This is a genomic window from Paenibacillus sp. UNC499MF (assembly GCF_900107975.1).
GTDB lineage: Bacteria > Bacillota > Bacilli > Paenibacillales > NBRC-103111 > Paenibacillus_F.
Genome location: NZ_FNVF01000014.1, coordinates 43,741 through 65,761 on the forward strand (window position 1 = coordinate 43,741; position 22,021 = coordinate 65,761).

19 protein-coding genes and 2 other annotated features are annotated in these 22,021 nt (G+C 51.7%); of the genes, 17 read left to right on the forward strand and 2 right to left on the reverse strand.

Features of this window, described 5'->3' with window-relative positions; translation table 11 throughout:
* The first annotated feature begins 301 nt into the window (after positions 1–301).
* The 6 genes from C4S74_RS21690 to C4S74_RS21715 all read left to right on the forward strand — a co-directional run bounded on the left by C4S74_RS21690 (position 302) and on the right by C4S74_RS21715 (position 4,892).
* Complete coding sequence (locus C4S74_RS21690; protein ID WP_103997431.1) at positions 302–769, forward strand: hypothetical protein; 468 nt, start codon at positions 302–304, stop codon at positions 767–769.
* 60 nt (positions 770–829) lie between these two features.
* Positions 830–1,633: a hypothetical protein gene (locus C4S74_RS21695; protein WP_103997432.1), complete on the forward strand. Its 804-nt coding sequence runs from the start codon at positions 830–832 to the stop codon at positions 1,631–1,633.
* Positions 1,634–1,751: 118 nt separating this feature from the next.
* On the forward strand, positions 1,752–2,432 hold the full coding sequence (locus C4S74_RS21700; protein WP_146065519.1) for a hypothetical protein: 681 nt from the start codon (positions 1,752–1,754) through the stop codon (positions 2,430–2,432).
* Complete coding sequence (locus C4S74_RS21705) at positions 2,429–3,202, forward strand: hypothetical protein (RefSeq protein ID WP_103997434.1); 774 nt, start codon at positions 2,429–2,431, stop codon at positions 3,200–3,202. The genes C4S74_RS21700 and C4S74_RS21705 overlap by 4 nt, the downstream gene beginning before the upstream one ends.
* A gap of 17 nt (positions 3,203–3,219) precedes the next feature.
* Positions 3,220–3,900 (forward strand): ATP-binding cassette domain-containing protein, encoded by a 681-nt coding sequence (locus C4S74_RS21710; protein WP_103997435.1) that lies wholly within the window; start codon positions 3,220–3,222, stop codon positions 3,898–3,900.
* Positions 3,897–4,892, forward strand: a complete 996-nt coding sequence (locus C4S74_RS21715; RefSeq protein ID WP_103997436.1) for a hypothetical protein — start codon at positions 3,897–3,899, stop codon at positions 4,890–4,892. The genes C4S74_RS21710 and C4S74_RS21715 overlap by 4 nt, the downstream gene beginning before the upstream one ends.
* A gap of 143 nt (positions 4,893–5,035) precedes the next feature.
* Here the strand turns inward: C4S74_RS21715 and C4S74_RS21720 are convergent, their stop codons facing one another.
* Entirely contained in the window at positions 5,036–5,992 is a 957-nt protein-coding gene (locus tag C4S74_RS21720) for a macrolide 2'-phosphotransferase (RefSeq protein WP_103997489.1), read from the reverse strand.
* 345 nt (positions 5,993–6,337) lie between these two features.
* Positions 6,338–6,684: a binding site (T-box leader), on the forward strand.
* 233 nt (positions 6,685–6,917) lie between these two features.
* Positions 6,918–7,204: a binding site (T-box leader), on the forward strand.
* 113 nt (positions 7,205–7,317) lie between these two features.
* On the opposite strand from C4S74_RS21720, the gene C4S74_RS21725 reads away from it, so the two are divergent.
* From C4S74_RS21725 to C4S74_RS21735, 3 genes are all read left to right on the forward strand, one after another.
* On the forward strand, positions 7,318–8,868 hold the full coding sequence (locus C4S74_RS21725; RefSeq protein ID WP_103997437.1) for a 2-isopropylmalate synthase: 1,551 nt from the start codon (positions 7,318–7,320) through the stop codon (positions 8,866–8,868).
* Between the two features lie 306 nt (positions 8,869–9,174).
* Positions 9,175–10,926, forward strand: coding sequence for an alpha-glycosidase (locus C4S74_RS21730; RefSeq protein WP_103997438.1), 1,752 nt, complete (start codon positions 9,175–9,177; stop codon positions 10,924–10,926).
* 46 nt (positions 10,927–10,972) lie between these two features.
* Positions 10,973–12,724, forward strand: a complete 1,752-nt coding sequence (locus C4S74_RS21735; protein WP_103997439.1) for a methyl-accepting chemotaxis protein — start codon at positions 10,973–10,975, stop codon at positions 12,722–12,724.
* Positions 12,725–13,010: 286 nt separating this feature from the next.
* Here the strand turns inward: C4S74_RS21735 and C4S74_RS21740 are convergent, their stop codons facing one another.
* Positions 13,011–14,966: an ABC-F family ATP-binding cassette domain-containing protein gene (locus C4S74_RS21740; RefSeq protein WP_103997440.1), complete on the reverse strand. Its 1,956-nt coding sequence runs from the start codon at positions 14,964–14,966 to the stop codon at positions 13,011–13,013.
* 329 nt (positions 14,967–15,295) lie between these two features.
* On the opposite strand from C4S74_RS21740, the gene C4S74_RS21745 reads away from it, so the two are divergent.
* The 8 genes from C4S74_RS21745 to groL all read left to right on the forward strand — a co-directional run bounded on the left by C4S74_RS21745 (position 15,296) and on the right by groL (position 21,910).
* The gene (locus tag C4S74_RS21745) at positions 15,296–16,135 is read left to right on the forward strand and encodes a 5-formyltetrahydrofolate cyclo-ligase (RefSeq protein ID WP_103997441.1); all 840 of its coding nucleotides are present in this window, start codon (positions 15,296–15,298) and stop codon (positions 16,133–16,135) included.
* Positions 16,104–16,598 (forward strand): cyclic pyranopterin monophosphate synthase MoaC, encoded by a 495-nt coding sequence (moaC, locus tag C4S74_RS21750; RefSeq protein WP_103997442.1) that lies wholly within the window; start codon positions 16,104–16,106, stop codon positions 16,596–16,598. Before C4S74_RS21745 ends, moaC begins: the two co-directional genes overlap by 32 nt.
* A 36-nt stretch (positions 16,599–16,634) precedes the next feature.
* Positions 16,635–17,135 (forward strand): molybdopterin adenylyltransferase, encoded by a 501-nt coding sequence (gene mog / locus C4S74_RS21755; RefSeq protein ID WP_009675197.1) that lies wholly within the window; start codon positions 16,635–16,637, stop codon positions 17,133–17,135.
* Positions 17,125–18,309, forward strand: a complete 1,185-nt coding sequence (locus tag C4S74_RS21760) for a molybdopterin-binding protein (protein ID WP_103997443.1) — start codon at positions 17,125–17,127, stop codon at positions 18,307–18,309. Before mog ends, C4S74_RS21760 begins: the two co-directional genes overlap by 11 nt.
* A 30-nt stretch (positions 18,310–18,339) precedes the next feature.
* The gene (locus C4S74_RS21765) at positions 18,340–18,642 is read left to right on the forward strand and encodes a twin-arginine translocase TatA/TatE family subunit (RefSeq protein WP_103997444.1); all 303 of its coding nucleotides are present in this window, start codon (positions 18,340–18,342) and stop codon (positions 18,640–18,642) included.
* 43 nt (positions 18,643–18,685) lie between these two features.
* On the forward strand, positions 18,686–19,441 hold the full coding sequence (gene tatC / locus C4S74_RS21770; RefSeq protein WP_103997445.1) for a twin-arginine translocase subunit TatC: 756 nt from the start codon (positions 18,686–18,688) through the stop codon (positions 19,439–19,441).
* Between the two features lie 415 nt (positions 19,442–19,856).
* On the forward strand, positions 19,857–20,138 hold the full coding sequence (gene groES, locus C4S74_RS21775) for a co-chaperone GroES (protein WP_009675186.1): 282 nt from the start codon (positions 19,857–19,859) through the stop codon (positions 20,136–20,138).
* Positions 20,139–20,281: 143 nt separating this feature from the next.
* The gene (groL, locus tag C4S74_RS21780) at positions 20,282–21,910 is read left to right on the forward strand and encodes a chaperonin GroEL (protein ID WP_103997446.1); all 1,629 of its coding nucleotides are present in this window, start codon (positions 20,282–20,284) and stop codon (positions 21,908–21,910) included.
* Positions 21,911–22,021: the final 111 nt, after the last annotated feature.

Genomic DNA, 22,021 nt, shown 5'->3' on the forward strand with positions numbered 1-22,021 from the left:
GAGTATGTAATCCTTAAAATTGACATAAATTTCAATATGAGATATAGTGATTCCTATGAAATTTTAAAGTTTCTATAAAACTTTTGCTAGATACTGCTCTAAAGAAGGGTTGTTGAAGGAATAACTCTTTAAGTCTTACATATTATTCTCTTTCTCTGAAATAAGATTAAATAGAAAAGGTATATCATATAGTTAGTGTTGATAAAAATATACAATTAGTAAAAAATTGACAATAATTTATTTAAAATGTATATTATTTACTGTAGATCTACAAAATATGAGATATAAATTGGAGGTAAAGATGAAATTTCAAGTAAAGAAGTTAGCTTTAGGTGTAGCTTTGTCCGTTGGATTAATTGGTTCCCTACAGTCAGCGGTATTTGCGGGAAATACAAGCGATAGTAGTTTTGCAATTGGATTTGACGTGGCTGTTGCAAACGATCAATCTTGGCTTAGACCGCCTAGATTAAAGCAAGATGCAACATCTTCCTACGTTAAAGGAACCCAATCGGATAACAGTAGAGTCTGGTATGCTGAAGTTTATGCTAATTCTGCAGGTGACAGGTACGAAGATGATCTGAATAAATATTTTTATAAAGCTTCCAGTGTAAAGAAAGCCATATATCCAAATAACGTAGGTGTATATATTTCTAACTTGGCTTATGAAAATAATGGAAATAAGCAGGTGTATGTTACCATTAAAGGAACAAACGATGGTACAGCTTCCAAATACAATGTATACGGTAAATGGAGCCCAGATAGCATTTAACTATTTCAAACTAGCAACTCTAATCAGAGTTGCTAGTTTTTTGAAGGAGATTGTACATCTATGAAAACTTTAAAAATAGAATGTATACGAGCTTTTTATAGCCGCTCGTTGCTATTTGCAATTCTTGCAGGTTTGGCAATATCTATTATTCACATTGCTACGAGCGTGCTTCCTTATTATCCGGTACCGTTAATAGGCGCTCAATTTATGACTCCCTATTTATTTTGGCTGGGGATTGATGGGGCGTCCTTTACTAATATGCAATTCTACTACCTTCTACCCTTACTTGCTTCTATTCCTTATGCGGATTCCTATTATCAAGACTATAAAAGCGGGTTTAAGAAGCTTTATTTAATTCGGACTACAAAAGTAAGCTATTATTCATCTAAGCTTCTAGCCGTTATGTTGGTAGGAGGTATAAGCATCCTTGTTCCCTTGTTATTTGATCTTGCAGTTTCAGCCATGATTCTCCCCAGTGTTCTTCCGCCGCATTTGAGTTACATGAGTTATTTCAGCGTTCAATACGGTTCCGAATGGTTGGGGTTATTTTTTGAGCATCCATTTTTGTACATATTTATTTTTATCGGAATAGCCTGTGCCTATGCTGCTGTCTTTGCAGCGTTGAGTTATGGAATCTCCTTTTTCTTGAAAAATCGCTTTGTAGTTTTATCAGCCGTTTTTTTGCTGAATTTGATTGCAACCATCATTATTCCATACAAATGGATACCTTTTGTCCTGATGAGAGCGAGTACGGGTATGATCGACCATCATCTTTTTCGTATTATAACTACTTTACTGTTTTGTCTGTTGATCGCTTGCATTCTTATCTTTTTAGGTTCCAGGAGGAGGGATGTGATTGATTAGTCCATCTAACAGAAGCCAGCGTCCTCTCGTATACCTATCCGGACCCGTATGTTTTTGCCTCATAATTACACTTGTATACAGTGCTTATGTGTATCGAATTTCAGAGTCCATTCAATTTATGGATGCGATAAATGATGTATTTAGTAGAAGTTTGTTGTTGATTATTTATATTCCTGTGGCATTATTCTCTTATTTTTATTATTTGGATCGTGATTTTCAACAGTCGCATCAGATTATTCGTTACAGAGTAAGGAGTCGCATCTGGTATCTGAAAATAAAATATATGGCTATGACAGCGACGCTTATCATCGTATTCTCCATGCTCGCTTTACTTTTAATTTCACTGATTTTGAATAAAAACTTAAATTCATGGATTATGATGGAAGGGGCGATCTACCATGAAGCATTAAATAGGAATATGACGTCCGTTTGGACCCAAAATAAATATTTTTATCATACGGGTATAATCATGACTCTGCGTTTTTTTTATTACGCCGTAACTTTGTTTTTTGCTTTATTGGTTACGGAGATTATCCGTACATGGACCAAGAATGCGGCTCTAGCTATTATCCTAACATTTATCGTATTAAGTGCGGAAATAGGATTATTAAGCTCAGATATCCCGGTTAAACTATTATTTTATTATGTGGTTCCCAATATTGAGCGGTGGTTGAGTCCTTCTTCAATTATATGGGGAGTTGTGTATTTAATAGGGGTTATTGCAGCTTTAATCCTAATCGGTGAGAGGATTTTCGAAAAGCAGGATTTTAAAGCACATGAGAAGAGTGAACAACAATGAGACCTATACGTATCTTATTTAGACGAGATTTTATCCACGGTTTTCAGCTTAATTTTATGAAGTGGATTTTGGCCGGTGTTGTTTTAGTATTGATCGTTCTCTGGGCAATCTGGAACAGAGTAGATGGAGAGAATAGAGGCATACTAATTCTTGTAAATATTTTAGAAGGGTATGCTCCTGGAGAAGGAGAAAATTTGAAGCTTCCTTCGGATTGGCTTGCGATACATATCGTATTTCTTTATGTCATCGGCCAGTATACATCGGAGGATTTTCGCGTTAATGGCACCTACATCTTCCCGCGTGTTAGAAATCCATGGAGATGGTGGATGTCCAAAATTTTGTGGACTGTGCTCTCTGTCGTTCTTTATTACGGTTTACTCTTAGCAGTAGGATTTGTACTTTCTCTTTTATTATTGCCTGCCATACTCCCGGTAAAAGGATTAGAGGATTTTGAGTTGCTCATGGTTGCTGTCCTGCTTTCAAGTGCCCTTACCTTACTTATGGGTCTGCTGCAGACTGTTTTAAGCTTATGGTTCAGCACCATTATGTCTTTTTTTGTTACTCTAGCTGTGTTACTTATTTGTTGCTATGTCCAATCGATTTGGCTTCCAGGGGACTACGGCATGTTAATTCGCTCTCCATACTTGGAAACTCGTAACCTTTGGGATTTAACGGCTGCTTTTTTATATTTTTCTGTGAGTTGCACGGGGCTTGCCTTTGCTGGCCACTACGTTATTCGAGGGAAAGACGTGCTGCCCAAATCTGAATAAAAGGGGAAAGTTATTTAATGGATGTTTCTTATGTGAAGATAAATGACGTAACCAAGAAATTGCAGGGACAGATCGTTTTAAATAAAATCGATCTTCATCTTGAAAAAGGAAATATTTACGGCATACAAGGCAAGAATGGTTCGGGGAAAACCATGCTTTTACGTTTGATTTGTGGGTTAATTGTTCCCACGGAAGGTTCAGTGGAGGTAGCCGGCAAGAAACTGGATTCAAAAAACTCTTTTCCTGAAAGTGTCGGTATTCTTATCGAGTACCCCGGCTTTTTGCCGCAATACACGGGATTTAAGAACCTGCAATTGCTGGCAGCCATTAGGAAAAGAATAGACGATCGGCGTATCCGTGAAGTTCTGGAGATTGTAGGGCTGGACCCGAATGATCGAAGGAAATACCGGAAGTATTCGCTTGGGATGAGGCAAAGGTTAGGCATCGCTCAAGCGATTATGGAAGACCCGGATCTTCTTCTGCTTGATGAACCTACAAATGCTTTGGATACGGATGCGGTAGAAAATATGCGGTCTTTGCTGCTTCGGATGAAACAGGAGGGCAAGACTATTGTAATTGCCAGTCATGATCGTGAGGAACTGGAGAAGCTTTCCGATGAGAAGATCATTATCGAACGCGGGACGATCGTGGGAAGGCAAAGAAGCGAGGAGTTTAAAAAGGCAGGCGTCACGTTATGAATTGGCATATTCGGAAAATAAACGGGCTGATAGGTATCTCTATCCTTGTCTTTCTCCTGATTTTTATATACAGGTTTCAGGTTGTGAATGCTTCTTTGAAAGAGAATTTCGAAACTTCGGCGCAATATGCAAGCCGGCAAGCTGCTACAATCGAGGCATTTGGTCGGAAATATACGATTGAGCCGTACCGAATTAACCCGGAAATGACAGCAAAACAAGCAGGAGCCGAAGTAGTTATTGACGTTCCCGTAACGATCGAGATTATAGATGAGCAAGGCAGGAATGAAGAGCTTGCTATTGGAATTTCATCGATTTCTACACATTCTTTTTCCGGTTATGGATTTAATGACTTTGAAATTATGAGGGACACGGGAAATTCACAAAATTTCAAAACGTTAATGCAATTAAAGGTGGGAGAAAGTGTTAGCGGTATTATAAATATTCGCGTTCCCGAAAAAATTATTAATCGGCCTGATCTAGCTTTAACTATTCTTTATCCTACTAAACATCATGTGGAGAGACTTACCGATCGTAAAGTTTATCTTAATACCGATGAAAAGGGGAATACGCGGGCAATCTATACACCTGATGGAAACAAGGGAGAAGAGGCCGGCAAGGCAACCCCGTCGGATAAGGAAAAGCTGCCGATGGAAACGGCTCTAGCTTTTGAAAATGCCAAGATTCAGAAAGATGGTAAGACAATGTATAGACTTCTTTTGGATAAGGAAGGAATGAGTTCGTACGGGATTGATAAAGACAAAGGACCGCTTTATCCCGATCGTTTGATAGCTAAAGAGTCAGTAAAATATGAGGATTACTACAATAAGCCCGACAATACTCATTATATTTTCCTGCACTATAAGGATCCGGTTATTGGTTCTCCGGTGGAAAGTATGTACAAAATCGGGGAGAAGAACGAGGAATTCAGGATTATGAATGCAGGCAAAGAAGAAATCGAAGCGGCAAAAACGAAATACCCGCAAATAAAATAAGAAACAAAGACAGCCAACGGAGTCTTATCGGCAACCGGGGCTGTCTTTATTTATCACGCCATTGTGCTATGCGTGTGAACCGAATCAGAACTTCTTCATCTTAATCATCAGACGGAAATTCCATAGCCTGCTTCAAGTGAATTCTATTCCTCGCGTTTAATAACAGGGACTCCCAAGGCCTCGCGTGCCATGTCTGCATATTGCTCCAGCCCTGATTTAAGGGCGAACAAGGCTATGCTAACGGGGTAGGCCACCTGGAACTGCACGATATGCTCCTTCATCCTCGGCCAGACGCGTCCGCCCGCTTTTTCATATTCCTCCAGCAGCCGCGACAAGGCTTCCTCTCCGAAAACGGTGTAAAACGCGGAAAAGTCCGCCGCCGGGTCTCCGCATTCCGCCTCCGTCCAGTCCAGCAGCCCGCAAACCCGCTCGTTTTCGTCGACCAGGATATGGCCGGGATGCAGGTCGCCGTGGATCAGCGAGGTGTGCTGCGGCCAGTAGGAAGCATCCGCGAGCCAAGCCTGCCAGCGTTCCCACAGCTCCTCCGATACGCCGTAAGCCTGCCGGACGACTTCCATACGTGCCGAGGCGCCCGCTCTCAGGTCGCCGGCTTCAACGGCCAAGAGGCCTGCCTGTTCGGCGGTCCGGCCGTTTATCCGGTGCAGGGCGGCGATTGCGGCCGCAAGCGACTGAACGAACTCGGAGGAAAGCGCCTCCGGATCGATATGCCACTTGTAGGCCATTGCAGTAGTGTCTATGGTGGCTGCGGGCGTTCCGGGCAGCTTGCGATAGGCAATAAAGTCGGGCCGATTGATTTGCCAGCCGGGAACGGCAACAGGCAGCTTACGGCTTACAAGCTCTAATACTTTCGCTTCGTAAACGGCAGATTGGATCACGTCCGGTCGCCTCGGAATACGAAGCATCCAAGCCGCGCCGTCCGTCGTGCGGGCGGAGGCCGCCAGAAAGTCCAGCCCGGAATCGTTCAGTTCCATAGACTGGGACAGGTCCAGTTTAAGATTATATTTTACCGCCAGTACGCGAAATTGGTTGAGTTGCTCTTGTTCCGTTAACTGCGTCGATTTTTTTGTGGAGTCGTTCATATCGGACAGCACCTCTTCATCTTTAATCAAGTAATCGAATCTTATGAAAGCATCCCTACGAGGCAGCACAAATGAGCCTGATCTCTCTTTTTTGAAAAAAGAGCAGGTGTAATGTGTCAGTCCGTCTGTATTACCTGATCCGCATGAAGTGGATAACCATGTTAAACGCCCCTCCCATCGAATTTAGGGGAACCCCTTTTTAACTTTACCATGGGGAGAAACGCCGGCAACGGGCGAGTTTTTCTGAAAAAATTTATTCCGCACTTTTTTAAAATTTTGAACATTTTGACATTTTGTATTGACTTTGCGTTTTCGCGCATATTATAATCACAACAAGTTCAAAACGTACACGCAACGAACGGGAAAAGTAAGGTCATTCATGTCGCACAGAGAGCTGCGGGTTGGTGCAACGCAGCGGGATGAACCCTGAACTCGCCCGGGAGCGGTAAAACTGAACAACGCCGGCAAGCCCGTCCCGAACTCGGCAGACATTGTCTCCCGGTCAGGACAGAAGTCTTCGAAGCATCCGGCGAAGTAAGTTTTAACGGCTGGCCCCCGTGATCGGGCAGCGATTGGAACATCCCGGTATCCGGATACCGGCCGACCTGATTTCAATCGCATCGAGTGGATCCGTCTTGCAGCGGATCAATGAGAGTGGTAACGCGGAAGGCTAACGGCCTGTCGTCTCTTGAAGTAGAGGCGGCAGGTCTTTTTGCATACTTGGCGGAAGCCGGATTTGCAGACAGCATCGATAACCGACAGTGAGATAAATAGACATAACTGAGCAAGCCCCGACCAACGGTAATGAACGATGGAACAAGTAAAGCAAGAAAATTGCGGACACAACCTGTGATCATCGCAGGCTTACCGAGCGGACATTCAGGCAGGAGCGGGTGTCCGGGGAAACACCGAAACTTGTATATCCATAAAGGCAATGAACAAGAGTAGTACGATCCGGTAACGGTACAGAGAGCTGCGGGTAGGTGCGACGCAGTCCGTAAGGGATGGGAACTCGCTTGGGAGCCGGGAGCCGAACGTCACGAATGCCGCATGCGCGGCGGTCGTCACCTAAGCTGCCGACGGTTGGCCTCCGTTAACGGGCGCGCAGCAATGCAGGTTGAAAAGCCGTTCGCATTCGCTGCCGTAAGCGGACTTTCCCGTGGGGAAGGTCAACAAGAGTGGTACCGCGCCGGCACAGCCGTCGTCTCTTTTCGGAGACGGCGGCTTTTTTGCGTGCTCAGGGCGGCTGAAGCGGGCATGTCGCAAAAAACTCCGGACCGGAGTTTTTAATAAACCCGAAACGGGTAATCAGGAGGATAACGAAAATGACTAAACGGCAAATTAAAATTTTTGATACGACTTTGAGAGACGGCGAGCAGGCACCGGGATGTTCCTTATATCCGGAGGAAAAGGTCCGCATCGCGCGGCAGCTCGTGAAAATGGGTGTGGATACGATCGAACCCGGTTTCCCGATCTCAAGTCCGGGCGATTTCGCCGCTGTGCAGCAAATTTCCCGTGAACTGCAGGGGGTAGAAATTTGCGGCTTCGCGCGTGCGGTCAAGATCGACATCGACGCGGCGGTAAAAGCGACTCAGGACGCCGCTTTACGGCGTATCCACATGTTTATCTCCTCCTCGGATATTCACCTGGCCTTCCAGCTGCGCAAATCGCGCGAGCAGGTGCTGGAGGAGGCGCGCCGGATGGTTGCCTATGCGAAGCAGTTCTGCGAGCGGATTGAATTTACGGCCATGGATTCCAGCCGCACGGGCCGGGAGTATTTGTATGAGATGGTGGAAGCGGTCATCGCCGAAGGCGCGACGATCATCAACCTGCCGGATACCGTCGGTTACGCGATGCCGGAGGATTACGGCAAAATGTTCTCGGATGTACGGAAGCATGCGAGAGGCGCAGACAAGGTGGAATTCAGCACCCACTGCCACAACGACTTGGGCCTTGCGGTTGCGAACAGCCTGGCGGCCATCCGCAACGGGGCGAACTACGTGGAAGTATCCGTCAACGGCATCGGAGAGCGGGCGGGCAACTGTTCCCTGGAAGAGATCGTCATGGCGATCGAGACACACAAAGACACGCTGAACATGGAAACCGGCATTGCGCTGGAGGAAATCTATAATACATCGACGATGGTCAGCCGGATGATGAATATGCCGATCGCGTTCAACAAGCCGGTCGTCGGCCGCAACGCCTTCCAGCACGAATCGGGCATCCATCAGGACGGACTGCTGAAGAACCGGAACACGTACGAGATTATGGAGCCTGAGAAGCTGGGCATTCCGCGTTCGATGATCATTCTGGGCAAGCATTCCGGACGTCACGCCCTTAAGCACCGGATCGGCCAGTACGGAGTCGACTTGGACGCTCAAGCCTTGGAAGACGTGTACGCCCGCTTCAAAGACATGGCCGACGAGCAGAAGCACGTCACGGATGACGAGCTGTTGAGCCTGGTCGGTGACGCGGGAGCCTCCGCGGCGGAGCGCTTCTCGCTGGTACAGCTTCAAGTCGTCAGCTCCAGCGACCGCAGCCGCGTGGCATCGGCCACCATCCGCGATAACGAGAGCGGCGCGGAGGCCACCTGGTCGGGCACCGGCGACGGACCGATCGAAGCGATCGTCAACTGCATCCGCCAGGCGGTGCCGATGGATGTGACGTTCGCCGATCTGGAGCTGTACTCCTTATCGGCCAGCGAAAAAGCGACCGGCGAAGCGACCGTGACGGTCTCCTGCGGCGCACAGACTTACAAAAGCTCCGGCCTGGATGTGGATATCCTGTTTGCGGCCGCCAAAGCGTTCCTCTCGGCCTGCAACCAGGCCGTACGGGCCAATCCGAATGCTTCACAAGGTGTATCCTTAATGGCTTAAATTATTAACAGGATGGGTGTGAAGAACTTATACACACCCCCTGTGGATAATGTGTATAACTCTAAAAAATCCGTATTTTTCAGGCTTCCGTTTTTTCCTCCTTTTCCGTATAACTGTCGGATAACATTTTCAGTGAAAACTGTGGATAATGTGGATAAACCTGTTCATAAGTGCTTAAAGCGCCGAAATTCCGGCGCTTTTTTTAATTTTTTTTGTGGATGAAGGTGTGGATAAAAAACATGGTTCGGCCATGGAAAAAAAAGTGTATATAAAAGGCAAAACTTATCCGCAGGGGAGTGAGCCTGAATGAATAGAGAAGCCTTTTATCACGGAACGAGAAGCAACTGGGCTTATGCGTACGACAACAAAACGATTCACTTGAGAGTCCGTACACAAAGGGACGATGTGGAAGATGTGACGGTGATCGCCAGCGATAAATACGACTGGGACACCTTTTATCAGGAAATCTCTATGGTTAAAACCGCTTCGGATTCCCTGTTCGATTATTGGGAGGCGGAAGTGGTGCCGAGTTACAAACGGTTGTCTTACTGCTTCAGGCTGAGTGCCGGAAACGAGCAGCTGTGGATGACGGAAACCGGAATCCATTCCGAACAGCCCTATCCGCCCGGAGGCTATTACGCGTTCCCGTATATTCATGAAATCGACCTGTTCAGCCCCCCTGCCTGGGCCAAGGATGCGATCTTTTACCAGATATTCCCGGAGCGCTTTGCCAACGGAGATCCCGGAAACGATCCGGAAGGCGTGCAGCCATGGGGCGGAAAGCCCGAGCGGGAGAACTTTTTCGGCGGAGATCTGCAGGGTGTGCTCGATCATCTCGATTATCTCGTCGATCTCGGCATTAATGCGATCTATTTCACCCCGGTGTTCAAGTCTCCATCGAACCACAAATACGATACGCTGGACTATACGCAGGTGGACCCTCATTTCGGCGATAACGCCCTGCTGAAGAAGGTGGTCGAGACCTGTCACGAACGCGGAATCCGGGTCATGCTGGATGCGGTTTTCAACCATAGCGCGCTGGAGTTTCCCGCTTTTCAGGATGTGAAGGAGAAAGGGGAGGAGTCCGCTTTTGCCGACTGGTTCCATATCAACGAATATCCGGTTGCCGTAAAAGACGGGATTCCGACTTACGACACGTTCGGTTTTTTCGAAGGCATGCCGAAGTTCAATACCGCCAACCCCGAAGTGAAAAAATATCTGCTCGACGTCGCCAAGTACTGGATCGAGGAGATCGGTATCGACGGCTGGCGGCTGGATGTCGCCGATGAAATCGACCATCGCTTCTGGCGGGAATTCAGGCAGGTGGTTAAGGCAGCCAATCCGGAAGCTTACATCGTCGGGGAGGTTTGGAACGATTCCCTGATGTGGCTGCTGGGCGACCAGTTCGACTCCGTCATGAACTATCCGTTCTCTGACAAGGTGCTGGAATTCTTCTCGGGTCCGGGCATGGACGGGCACTCCTTCGCGAGCAGCATGGGCTTCCTGCTGATGCGGTATCCGAAACAGGCCAACGAGGTCGTCTTCAATCTGCTGTGCAGCCACGATACTCCGCGTGTTCTGACGAGAGTAGGCGGCGACAAAAGAAGACTGAAGCTGTGCGTAGTCTTCCTGATGACGTACATGGGGACGCCGTGTATTTTTTACGGGGACGAAGTGGGCATTCAGGGAGAAGGCGATCCGGACTGCCGCCAGTGCATGGAATGGCATCCCGATATGCAGGACCGCGAGCTGCTGGACTTCTACAAGCTGCTGATTCATCTGCGGAAGGAAAACCGGGCGCTCCGGGAAGGCAGCTTCCGGTTTCTGAAAGCGGATCACGGCGATCCCTGCATCATTTACGAGCGGATCGACGCCCATACGCACTTTACGATCTGGATGAACAATACCGAGGAACGGGTTACGCTGCAGCACCCTATGGTGGCTGAAGATTGGCGCGATGCGCTTTCACAGGAAGAGGTCAAACCGGTGGACGGTGTGATGCATATCGAGCTGGAGGAGCTTGGGTATAGAATTTTATATAGAACGTTAAAAAAATAGTCGAACATTGTCGATATAGTTCCTATCTAACTATTTGGGGGGAACTATGAAATACTTAAAACGAAGCGTGACGGCGAAATTGATCGCGATGATGGCGGCATTGGTGGTGGTCCTTTGTATCTTGATCATGACCTTGACGTATTTATCGCAAAGAAGCGATTATTTTACCCGGCTCAAATCGATTGAGCGGGTTGTGGAACTGGGATGGGAGCAGCAGCTCCCTCTCCTTACAAAAGCGGTGGATCAAATGAAAAGCGCAGGAAAACCCGACGCTGCGGCCACGGAGCTTCAAGCGATCCGCGCGATGTTGGAGCATTATGTCAAAGAAGGGGATATGGCGAACGTCGTATTATACTACCCGGAAGAAAAAACGGCGGACGGGAAACCGGCTCTGACGGTTATCGCCGCGAACGAGACGCTCGATAAGGCGGGGCTGAAGCCTTTGTCGGATTACGCCTTCTCCGAGGAGTACACGAAAGCCTTCGAAGAGGTAAAAAAAACCGGCGGACAGGGGCGCACGCCCGTTTATACGGATCAGGCGGGGGAATGGGTAACCATTCTGAGCCCGGTGAAGGATGAAGCGGATAAAACAGTCGCTTATGTCGGCGTAGATTTCGATTACGGCACGGTTTCCTGGGATTTAACCAAAAGGCTGCTCATGAGTCTGGCCTTTTACGTGGGTATTGCTCTGCTGTTCGCCTGGCTTCTGGGCGTATTCACCCGCAGGATTCTCAAGCCGATCGGGGAGCTTTCCCGTTTGTCGCTGGAAGTGGCGGAAGGCAATCTGGCGGTCTCCATTCCGGTCCGCAGCGAAGACGAGTTCGGTAGTCTCGCCCGCAACTTCAACGCGATGACCGCAAGCATCCACAGCCTTATCCTGGGCATCCGGGAGTCTTCCGACCAGGTTAGCCATGCCGCGGAAGTGCTGGATACCAACGCGAAGCAGACGACGCAGGCCACGCACCAAATCGCGACGGCCATCGAGCAGGTAGCGTCGGGAGCGGAGCGCCAGCTGCAGAGCACGCAGGAAAGCTCGAACGCCATGGAAGAGATGGCGACGGGCATTCAGCGGATTGCCGAATCCGCGGGTTATGCGGCCCAGTCTTCGGAATCCGCTTCCGAAGAGGCGGCGCGCGGCAACGGGATGATTCAGCATAACGTGAAGCAGATGAGCCTCATGAACGAAACGGTACAGCGTTCGGTGGAATCGATGAACCAGCTTGAGCAGCTGTCCGAGGAAATCGGCGGTATTACGGCTTTGATCTCGGATATCGCGAACCAGACGAACCTGCTGGCGCTGAATGCGGCGATCGAGGCTGCACGGGCAGGGGAACACGGACGCGGCTTCTCGGTCGTATCCGATGAAATCCGCAAGCTTGCCGAGCAGTCCAAGCAGTCTTCGGATAAAATCGCCGAGCTCGTCGTCACGATCCGCACCGGTACGGGGCAGGCCGTGGGCGCGATGAACCACACGGCCGAAGAAGTGACGGAGATGACGAAGCTCGTGTCCGAGAGCGGGGAAGCCTTCCAGCGCATTGTCAATCATATGGACGAGCTGGCGAAGCAGATCCTGGAGGTTTCCTCGTCCTCGCAGCAGATGTCCGCGGGAACGGAAGAAGTCGCCGCGTCCATCTCGGAGCTGTCCCACATGAACCAGCAGACCGTGGAAAGCTCCCAGACCGTCGCCGCTTCTTCGGAAGAGCAGCTCGCTTCCATGGAGGATATTTCAGCTTCGGCCGGTGCGCTGAGCGATATGTCCCGGGAGCTTAAGCAGAGCATCAGCCGGTTTAAGCTGTAGGGGTTGACCACCGTCATGTGACGCCGAGCACCGTGTGGTGCGAGGGGCAGGGACCGAACGGTTAACGGATGCCCGCAGTATGGCAGGAGTCCACCGATATCGCCTGCCGGGTGCCGGGTGGGGTGCCGACGCGTGGTGCGGAGTGCGTGAGGGAGCGACCGCATAGGAAGCTTAAGTACCTCGCTCAGAATCAGATAAGAACAGCATGTCGCAAAAAAGAGGCCTGCAGGGGCCTCTTTTTTTTGTATGTTATTGTTTTGGAAGCAGCCGGTCAAGCCGCAAGTGTCTAACCCACAAGAGTCTCCCATTCCTCGTAACATGCCTGCAGGCTTCCCTTTTTCTGCTCGATGAGGGTGTTCTTCTCCTGGACAAGCACATAATCGTTGTAAACGGCCGGGTCCGCCAGTTCCTCCTCGAGAGCGGTCACTTCCTCTTCCAGCCGGGCGATATCCTGCTCAAGCTGCTCGACCCGCCGCTGACGGTTGCGTTCTTCCCGCTTGGCCTGCTTATCCGCTTCGTAAGACGAAGGTTTATCCGCCTGCTGCGCCGCGGAAGACGCAGCGGATGCCTTGGACTTGCTGTCACGGGCCGCCTGTTCGCGGATACGCTCGGCCTCCATTTCGGCAAGCTCAGCTTTTTTCTCGAGATAGTCGTCGTAGTTGCCGAGATAATGGGTCACGCCGTGGCGCTCCAGTTCCAGCATGCTTTCCGCCATTTTGTTCAGGAAATAACGGTCATGGGAAATGAAGAGCAGGGTGCCTTCGTAATCGAGCAGAGCCGATTCGAGCACTTCCTTGCTGTACAAGTCCAGATGGTTGGTCGGCTCATCGAGTATGAGCATATTCGCATTCAGCAGCATAAGCTTGGCGAGCGCCACGCGCGCCTTCTCGCCGCCGCTTAGGGATGAGATTTTTTTGAACACATCCTCGCCGCTGAAAAGAAAGTTGCCCAGCACGGAGCGGATGCGCGCTTCTTCTATAGTAGGAAACGTATCCCAGACCTCTTCCAGGATCGTTTTCTGCGGATTCAGCGTTGTCTGTTCCTGATCATAGTAGCCGATCTTGACATTGGTCCCCCAACGGATGGTGCCGGTATCGGGGGACAGCCTGCCGATCAGGGTTTTCAGCAGCGTCGTTTTGCCGATTCCGTTGGGGCCGATCAGGGCAGCCGTTTCGCCGCGCCGCAGCTCAAACGAGACGGAATCGAGAAGGCGTTTGCCTTCGCCCACGGAAAGCGCCAGATCCCTCACCTGCAAAACTTCCTTGCCGGATGTCTGATCGATCTGGAAGGAGAAGCTGGCGCGTTTGAGATCGCCGAGCGGCTTGTCGATCCGTTCCATCCGCTCCAGCGCTTTGCGCCGGCTCTGCGCGCGTTTGGTCGTGGTGGCGCGGACGATATTTTTCTGCACGAAGTCTTCCATGCGGGAAATCTCTTCCTGCTGCTTCTCAAACTGCTTCATGCGGATTTCGTAGTCCGCTTCCTTCAGTTCGACGAAGCGGGAATAGTTGCCCGTGTAACGCTTGGAGGACGTCCGTTCGATTTCGTAGATCGCCGTAACGAGCGAGTCGAGGAAGTAGCGGTCGTGGGATACGACCAGAATAGCGCCGGGATACCCGCGCAGGTAGGACTCCAGCCACGTCAGCGTGCGGATGTCCAGATGGTTGGTCGGCTCGTCGAGAAGAAGCAGGTCCGGCTCTTCCAGAAGCATTTTGGCGAGCGCGAGACGGGTTTTCTGCCCGCCGCTCAGCGTCTGGATGAGCGTATCGGGCGGAAACTCGCCGAATCCCATGCCGTGAAGAATACCGCGTATTCTGGCTTCGATCTCGTACCCGCCCTGCTCACGGAACCACTCGGATCTGGTAGAATACCGGTTCATCGTATCCTCGTACGCCTTGGCGTTATCGATCAGCTTCGGATCCGCCATCTGCTGTTCCAGCTCGCGCAGTTCTCTCTCGACGGCATAGAGCGCCGTAAAGACCGTGCGCATTTCTTCGGCGATCGTTTTGTCCGTCTGCAGGCCGCCGTTCTGGCGGAGATAGCCGATTCTGGTTTCTTTGGCTTTAAAAATGTCGCCCTCATCGTAAGAAAGATCGCCCGCGATAATTTGCAGGAGAGTCGATTTGCCGGCTCCGTTCACACCGACGAGTCCGATTCTTTCGCGGTCTTCGATTTGCAGGGATATGTTAGAAAGCACGGACGAGGTGCCGTAGCTTTTACCGATTCCGTTCACTTGGAGAAGCATCTTTCGTTATTACCTCCATGATTCCACAATTTTCTTCATTGTACGGCTGTTTAGTTAAGCCGGGCAAATACTCCGGCGGAATTTCTGCAAGTGGGTTCTGCCGCGGTTAAGAAAGGCTCTTTTTAGTGTACAGGAAAAACGCCCTCAGGAAAACTGAACACATTTTTTTCAAACTTCCCGGCAATGTGATAAAATAATGTAAACTACTGTCTGCACGTGCCTACTATATAAAGAAGGTCCTTTGCCCCGCAGGCAGACAACCATCTGCGAAATTCCGCCAATCAGTCCAAACTAACAGCCCCAGCCGGAAAGAGGTTGCAGCTTTATACATGAATAACACCGACAAAAAAGAACTCCGCCGGCGCATCGAAAGGCTCCGCTCGGCATTAACGCCTGAAGAGAGAGCGGGCCGGGAACGCCGGATCAACGAAAGATTGACAGCCTGGCTGAAAGGCGTAATCGCCGGCCGGAACCTTTCACCGGGTGCCTTCGCCGGTGCCCTGCCTGCCCCGGCAAAAAGGCCGGAAGACACGGCCCGCTTGGAAGGAGCCTGTCCGGAAGACGGAGCTTCCGGCATACGATTACCTGCGAACCGGGAAATAGCGGGAAGCTTCGGTACATCCGGGGCTCCGGATATCCCGATTGTTCTTGCGTATGTTCCCTTTCGCACGGAATGCCGGATTCACGAAACCGTCGAAGCCTGCTGGGAAGCGGGCATCCGCGTTTACGCGCCTCGTTCGCTGCATGTGACGAGAGAGCTGCTTTTTCACGAAATAAGGCGATGGGAAGATCTGCAGGAAGGGATGCACGGCATCATGGAGCCGGACCCTCTGAGCCCGGCTTTGGAGGATCCCCTTGCCGCTTCAGCCGTTCTCGTGCCGGGGCTTGCTTTCGACACCGCTTGCGGAAGGCTCGGTTACGGGGGCGGCTACTACGACCGCTTTCTCCAAAAGCTGTTGACAACCGCCAGGGAGGAAGGACGGGCTGCGCCTTTTTTTGCGGCCGCGGCTTTTGACGTGCAGCTTGTGGAGCACCTTCCCGTGGAACCGCACGATATCCGTCTGGACGTGCTGATTACGGAGAGCGCCGCATATAACCCGGGATCCGGCAGCGGACCGGAAGAGGGGAGAGGATCGGATGGAGCATCCGGACAAACTGACTCATTTTAATGAACAAGGCCGGGCCAGAATGGTCGACATCAGCGAAAAGAAGGAGACCAGACGGACCGCCGTTGCCCGTACCAGCGTCACGATGCTGCCGGACACGCTGCTGCGTATCCGGGAAGGCCGTCTCGCCAAAGGCGATGTGCTCGCTGTCGCCCAGGTGGCGGGCATCATGGCGGCGAAGAAAACCGCCGACTGGATTCCGATGTGTCATCCGCTTGCGCTGTCCGGAGTGGATATCCGCTTTATTTACGAAAGCGGGACGGAGCTCGGCATCGAAGCCGAAGTGCGCACAACCGGGCCTACGGGCGTGGAAATGGAGGCGCTGACGGCCGTATCCGCCGCGGCCCTGACCGTGTATGATATGTGCAAAGCCCTCCAGAAGGACATGGTGATCGGGCCTACGATGCTCGTATCCAAAACCGGCGGTAAAAATGGAGATTTTCACAGATTTGATACCCATTCTTAATCAAATTTTGTTACAGTAGAGGAAGAGGTGAGAGGAATGCGCTGGAAAGTTGCGATTCTAACTGCCAGTGACCGCGGATCCAGAGGAGAACGGGAAGATACGAGCGCTCAAGTCATCCGCGAGCTGGTAGAGGAAGAGATTCAAGGAGATATCATTGAATACCGCGTCGTACCGGATGAAATGGACGAAATTATGGCGGCTCTTATAGAAATGACCGACTACTTTCAGGCGGATCTCATCTTGACGACAGGCGGAACGGGCCTCGCCGCCCGGGACGTTACCCCGGAAGCGACCTTGAGCGTCATCGACCGTTCGGCGCCCGGCTTTGCCGAAGCCATGCGGATGAAATCGATCGAGAAGTCTCCCCGGGCTATGCTTTCCCGGGCTGTGACCGGAATCCGGGGCTCTACGCTGATCATCAACCTGCCTGGAAGCCCGAAGGGTGTCCATGAAAGTCTCATGGCCATTATTGACGTGCTTCCTCATGCCTTGTCGATTCTGACGGGCCGGGAGCAGGAGCATGCGGATGAAAGCTGACTCCATGCTTCGTGAGTTGAAAGTGGAGGATGCGATCGGTCTGGTCCTCGCTCACGACTTGACCCGGATTATCCCGGGGGAGTTCAAAGGCCGCTTGTTCCGTAAAGGCCACCAGATTGCGGAAGAGGATATTCCCGATTTGCTGAGCATCGGCAAGGAGCATATTTACGTGCTGGAGCTTGTCGAAGGCTACCTTCACGAGGACGAGGCGGCTCTCCGTCTGGCGAATGCCGTGCGGGGAGCGAATACGGACAAGACGGAACCGCATGAAGGCAAAGTGACCCTGAAATCGGCGATTCACGGCCTGGCCAAGATCGACAAAGCGTTTGTCGATCAGGTCAACGGCATGGGCCGTATCGTGATGTCGACCATCCGCACGAACACGGTCGTACAACCCGGGCAAGCTCTGGCCGGCACCCGGGTCATTCCGCTCGTCATCGAGGAGGAGCCCGTCGCCCGCGTGGAGCGGCTGGCTGCGCTGCGAAGAAGCGGCGGGACCTTGCACGCGGACGCCGGGAGCTTGGAGCCGCAGAGCGGCGGACCGGCCGTTGACGCGGCGAGGGCGACGCTCCCGGCAGAGGCCGGCCCGCTTGCCCCGACGCCGGTTCCGGCGGTCAACAGCGCGGCTCGCGATGCTGCCGTCCGGCGTGAAGAGGCTCCGGCGGCAGCGGCGGGGCTTGTCGCCGTGAAGCCGTTCCGCAGCCTCCGGGTGGGGTTGATTACCACCGGCAGCGAAGTGTTCAAGGGCCGAATCCGGGACAAATTCGGCCCTGCCGTGCGAGCCAAAGTCGAAGCGCTTGGCTCGCGGGTGATCGACCAGCGGTTCACGCCGGACGACATGGATGCGATCGTGGCCGAGATCCGGCATTTCCTCGGACTCGGCGCGGATCTCATCCTGGTCACCGGCGGCATGTCGGTCGATCCCGACGACCGCACGCCCGGGGCGATATCCCGGGCGGGCGCCCGCATCGTCAGCTACGGGACGCCGATGCTGCCCGGCTCGATGCTGATGATGGCTTATATCGGCAGCGTCCCCGTAATGGGACTGCCGGGCTGCGTGATGCACGACCCGTACACGTCTTTCGACGTGCTTCTTCCCCGGATATGCGCAGGGGAAGAGATTTTCCGCGAAGACATTACGGAGATGGGCTACGGCGGCCTGCTGGGCTGCTGATTACACATTTTGAAGGAGGAAACATTCCGGATGTTCCAAAATATAGGCTTTACCGAAATTTTGCTTGTTGCCGTCGTGTGCCTGCTGCTGTTCGGACCGAGCAAGCTTCCCGAGCTCGGGAGAGCTTTCGGACGCACCTTGAGCGAGTTCAAGAAGGGCGCGCGCGATATGATGTCCGACCATGACCAGGCGGACAAGAAAGCGGCCGAAATCAAATCCGCCGCCGCAGCGCCCGAAGAAGTGCCGGCGCCGGCCTCTTTAACGGAAGCCGCTCCCGCACCGTCGGTCAGTGAACGGGCGGTTTCGGACAATCCCCGTCGCCTTCCGGACTAAGGTTCCGGTTCAGTGAAGCTATACGTAGATAGGTTGGTGCTGCATGGATAAAGAACAACCTTTGGTCGAGCATCTGGCGGAGCTGCGCAAGCGGATCTTCTGGGTGCTGGGAGTCCTGATCATCGGCCTCGTCATCGGCCTTGTTTTCGCCAAGAACGTCATCCTTTTTCTGAAATCCGTGCCTCCCGCCGATAAAATCGCGTGGCATGTATTTTCGCCGTGGGACGCTCTCCGTTTATACATGAACTTCGGCTTCGTCGTCGCTCTGCTCATTACACTGCCGGTGATCCTTTACCACATCTGGGCGTTTGTAAGTCCGGGTCTCCGGGAAACCGAGCAGAAAGCTTCGATTCTCTACATTCCGGGAGCGGTCGTCCTGTTCCTGGCCGGTCTTGCTTTCGGCTATTTTGTCGTGTTTCCGATGGCTTTTTACTTTACGACGGCAATCAGCCGGTCCATGGGAATAACCGAGCTCTACGGGGCGGCCCAATATTTTTCGTTCATGTTTAACATCATTTTGCCGCTTTCGGTTCTTTTCGAACTGCCGATCGTGGTGATGTTTCTGACTAAACTGCGCATTCTGAATCCCAAAAGGCTGGCCAAAATGCGCCGGTACGCTTACATGGTTCTGGTCATTCTCTCGACCGTCATCACGCCGCCGGATGCGATCTCCGCTATTCTTGTGGCGCTGCCGATGATTGTGCTGTATGAGTTCAGCGTCTTGCTTTCGGGTTTTATTTATCGCAAACAGCTTGTCCAGGACGCGGCCTGGGAAGCGGAATACGGGGAACAAAAGTAACGGGCTGTCGGAAGACGGCCCTTTTTTTATCGGGATAGGCAAAGGGCGGCGCAGCGGACGGGGGAGCCCTTTGTAGGACAAGGCTCTGCCGGAAAATGCAGCATTTCCCTCGTCTTAAGACAGCCTGCACCGCATAGGATACGAAGTTGGAACCGTTTTTTTCGCCCGGGTCCGGTAAAACTCTTTTACAGGAGGAATGAAATTCCGGCAGCCGGGGAACAATGGGTGAGGCGTTTCCTTGGGAATGGCTTCCATTCTGCTTTTTGCGGCAAAAACAATAAAATTTAACAAAACCCACTTGCAAAACGATGGCAAAATCATTATCATTAAAAGTGTTGTTAGCACTTAAGATGTTTGAGTGCTAAAATCTCGAAATCCATTGACTACAAACTAAACTGAAGGAGGCTATTTATCCATGATCAAACCGTTGGGTGATCGCGTTATCATTGAAGCCATTGCGAAAGAGGAGACGACTGCTAGTGGCATCGTGCTTCCGGACACAGCTAAAGAAAAGCCGCAGGAAGGCAAAGTTGTAGCAGTTGGAAGCGGCACGCTGAAAGACGGCGAGCGCGTTGAGCTGGAAGTTAAAGAAGGCGACCGCGTTATTTTCTCCAAATACGCAGGGACTGAAGTGAAATACGAGGGCCGCGAGCTGTTGATTATGCGTGAGAGCGATATCCTCGCTATCTTAGCCTAATTTAGCGGATTCACATACTTAAGCCACTCATTTGAATACTTACCGCCTGACGCTGCGGCCGAAGGCCGGTTATCGGAACCGATATAGATGCACGTGAAGAATAACATGCAAGCAGAATCAACATTTCAGGGAGGGTTTTAACGATGGCAAAAGACATTATGTTTAGTGAAGACGCGCGCCGCGCAATGCTTCGTGGTGTGGACGCTCTGGCGAACGCAGTTAAAGTAACACTCGGACCTAAAGGCCGCAACGTAGTACTGGAGAAAAAATTCGGAAGCCCGCTCATTACCAATGACGGTGTGACGATCGCGAAAGAAATCGAACTCGAAGACGCTTTCGAGAACATGGGCGCACAGCTTGTAAAAGAAGTCGCGACCAAAACTAACGATGTTGCCGGTGACGGTACGACTACGGCTACGGTTCTGGCTCAAGCGATGATTCGCGAAGGTCTGAAAAACGTGACCGCGGGCGCTAACCCGATGGTTATCCGCAAAGGCATCGACAAAGCCGTTCGTGCGGCTGTCGAAGAGCTTGCAAGCATCGCGAAGCCTATCGAAGGCAAGCAAAGCATCGCTCAAGTAGCGGCTATCTCCGCTGCTGACGACGAAGTCGGCGAACTGATCGCCGAAGCGATGGAGAAAGTCGGCAAAGACGGCGTTATCACCGTTGAAGAATCCAAAGGATTCGCGACTGAGCTTGAAGTGGTTGAAGGCATGCAGTTCGACCGCGGATACATCTCCCCGTACATGATCACGGACACGGACAAAATGGAAGCCGTTCTGGAGAACCCTTACGTTCTGATCACTGACAAGAAGATCACGAACATCCAGGAAATCCTGCCGGTTCTTGAAAAAGTGGTTCAACAAGGCAAGCAGCTCCTGATCATCGCTGAAGACGTAGAAGGCGAAGCACTCGCTACGCTGGTCGTTAACCGTCTGCGCGGTACGTTCACTTGCGTGGCTGTCAAAGCTCCTGGCTTCGGCGACCGCCGCAAAGCTATGCTGCAGGACATCGCTGCCCTGACCGGCGGCCAAGTAATTACCGAGGAACTCGGCCTTGAGCTGAAATCCGCTACGGTACAACAGCTGGGTACGGCTCGTCAAATCCGTGTAACGAAAGAAAACACGATCGTTGTCGACGGCGCTGGCGCTAAAGAAGACATCGATGCGCGTGTTTCCCAAATCAAAGCGCAGCTGGAAGAAACCACTTCCGAGTTCGATAAAGAAAAACTGCAAGAGCGTCTGGCTAAACTTGCCGGCGGCGTAGCCGTAATCAAAGTCGGCGCCGCTACCGAAACCGAGCTGAAAGAGCGCAAACTGCGTATCGAAGACGCACTGAACGCTACTCGTGCTGCGGTTGAAGAAGGTATCGTGGCAGGCGGCGGTACGGCTCTCGTGAGCGTGTACAACGCTGTTGCCGCTGTAGGCTCCGACGGCGACGAGAAAACGGGCGTAAACATCGTTCTGCGCGCTCTGGAAGAGCCGGTTCGCACGATTGCCGCGAACGCTGGTCAAGAGGGCTCCGTAATCGTAGAGCGTCTGAAGAAAGAAACGACCGGTATCGGCTACAACGCCGCTACTGGCGAGTGGGTGAACATGATCGAAGCCGGTATCGTCGATCCGGCGAAAGTAACGCGTTCCGCTCTGCAAAACGCGGCATCCGTTGCGGCTATGTTCCTGACAACCGAAGCGGTTATCGCCGACAAGCCTGAGAAAGACAAACCTGCTATGCCTGACATGGGCGGCATGGGTGGAATGGGCGGCATGATGTAATAAGGGCTTCAACCCCTTATTCATCAAGTGTTTTTAGTGAAGCGACATAGCAAGGGTAACATTTGAGTAACATTGGTCCGTAATTTAAAAGCTTCTCATGAGTTCTGCGAA

Coding starts and splice junctions, on each gene's coding strand:
- C4S74_RS21725 (WP_103997437.1), top strand. CDS start 7,318: ATGACTAAACGGCAAATTAAAATTTTTGATACGACTTTGAGAGACGGC.
- C4S74_RS21745 (WP_103997441.1), top strand. CDS start 15,296: ATGAATAACACCGACAAAAAAGAACTCCGCCGGCGCATCGAAAGGCTC.
- C4S74_RS21730 (WP_103997438.1), top strand. CDS start 9,175: ATGAATAGAGAAGCCTTTTATCACGGAACGAGAAGCAACTGGGCTTAT.
- C4S74_RS21760 (WP_103997443.1), top strand. CDS start 17,125: ATGAAAGCTGACTCCATGCTTCGTGAGTTGAAAGTGGAGGATGCGATC.
- C4S74_RS21720 (WP_103997489.1), bottom strand. CDS start 5,992: ATGAACGACTCCACAAAAAAATCGACGCAGTTAACGGAACAAGAGCAA.
- C4S74_RS21765 (WP_103997444.1), top strand. CDS start 18,340: ATGTTCCAAAATATAGGCTTTACCGAAATTTTGCTTGTTGCCGTCGTG.
- C4S74_RS21740 (WP_103997440.1), bottom strand. CDS start 14,966: ATGCTTCTCCAAGTGAACGGAATCGGTAAAAGCTACGGCACCTCGTCC.
- mog (WP_009675197.1), top strand. CDS start 16,635: ATGCGCTGGAAAGTTGCGATTCTAACTGCCAGTGACCGCGGATCCAGA.
- C4S74_RS21735 (WP_103997439.1), top strand. CDS start 10,973: ATGAAATACTTAAAACGAAGCGTGACGGCGAAATTGATCGCGATGATG.
- C4S74_RS21695 (WP_103997432.1), top strand. CDS start 830: ATGAAAACTTTAAAAATAGAATGTATACGAGCTTTTTATAGCCGCTCG.
- groES (WP_009675186.1), top strand. CDS start 19,857: ATGATCAAACCGTTGGGTGATCGCGTTATCATTGAAGCCATTGCGAAA.
- C4S74_RS21705 (WP_103997434.1), top strand. CDS start 2,429: ATGAGACCTATACGTATCTTATTTAGACGAGATTTTATCCACGGTTTT.
- C4S74_RS21690 (WP_103997431.1), top strand. CDS start 302: ATGAAATTTCAAGTAAAGAAGTTAGCTTTAGGTGTAGCTTTGTCCGTT.
- moaC (WP_103997442.1), top strand. CDS start 16,104: ATGGAGCATCCGGACAAACTGACTCATTTTAATGAACAAGGCCGGGCC.
- C4S74_RS21700 (WP_146065519.1), top strand. CDS start 1,752: ATGGATGCGATAAATGATGTATTTAGTAGAAGTTTGTTGTTGATTATT.
- groL (WP_103997446.1), top strand. CDS start 20,282: ATGGCAAAAGACATTATGTTTAGTGAAGACGCGCGCCGCGCAATGCTT.
- C4S74_RS21715 (WP_103997436.1), top strand. CDS start 3,897: ATGAATTGGCATATTCGGAAAATAAACGGGCTGATAGGTATCTCTATC.
- C4S74_RS21710 (WP_103997435.1), top strand. CDS start 3,220: ATGGATGTTTCTTATGTGAAGATAAATGACGTAACCAAGAAATTGCAG.
- tatC (WP_103997445.1), top strand. CDS start 18,686: ATGGATAAAGAACAACCTTTGGTCGAGCATCTGGCGGAGCTGCGCAAG.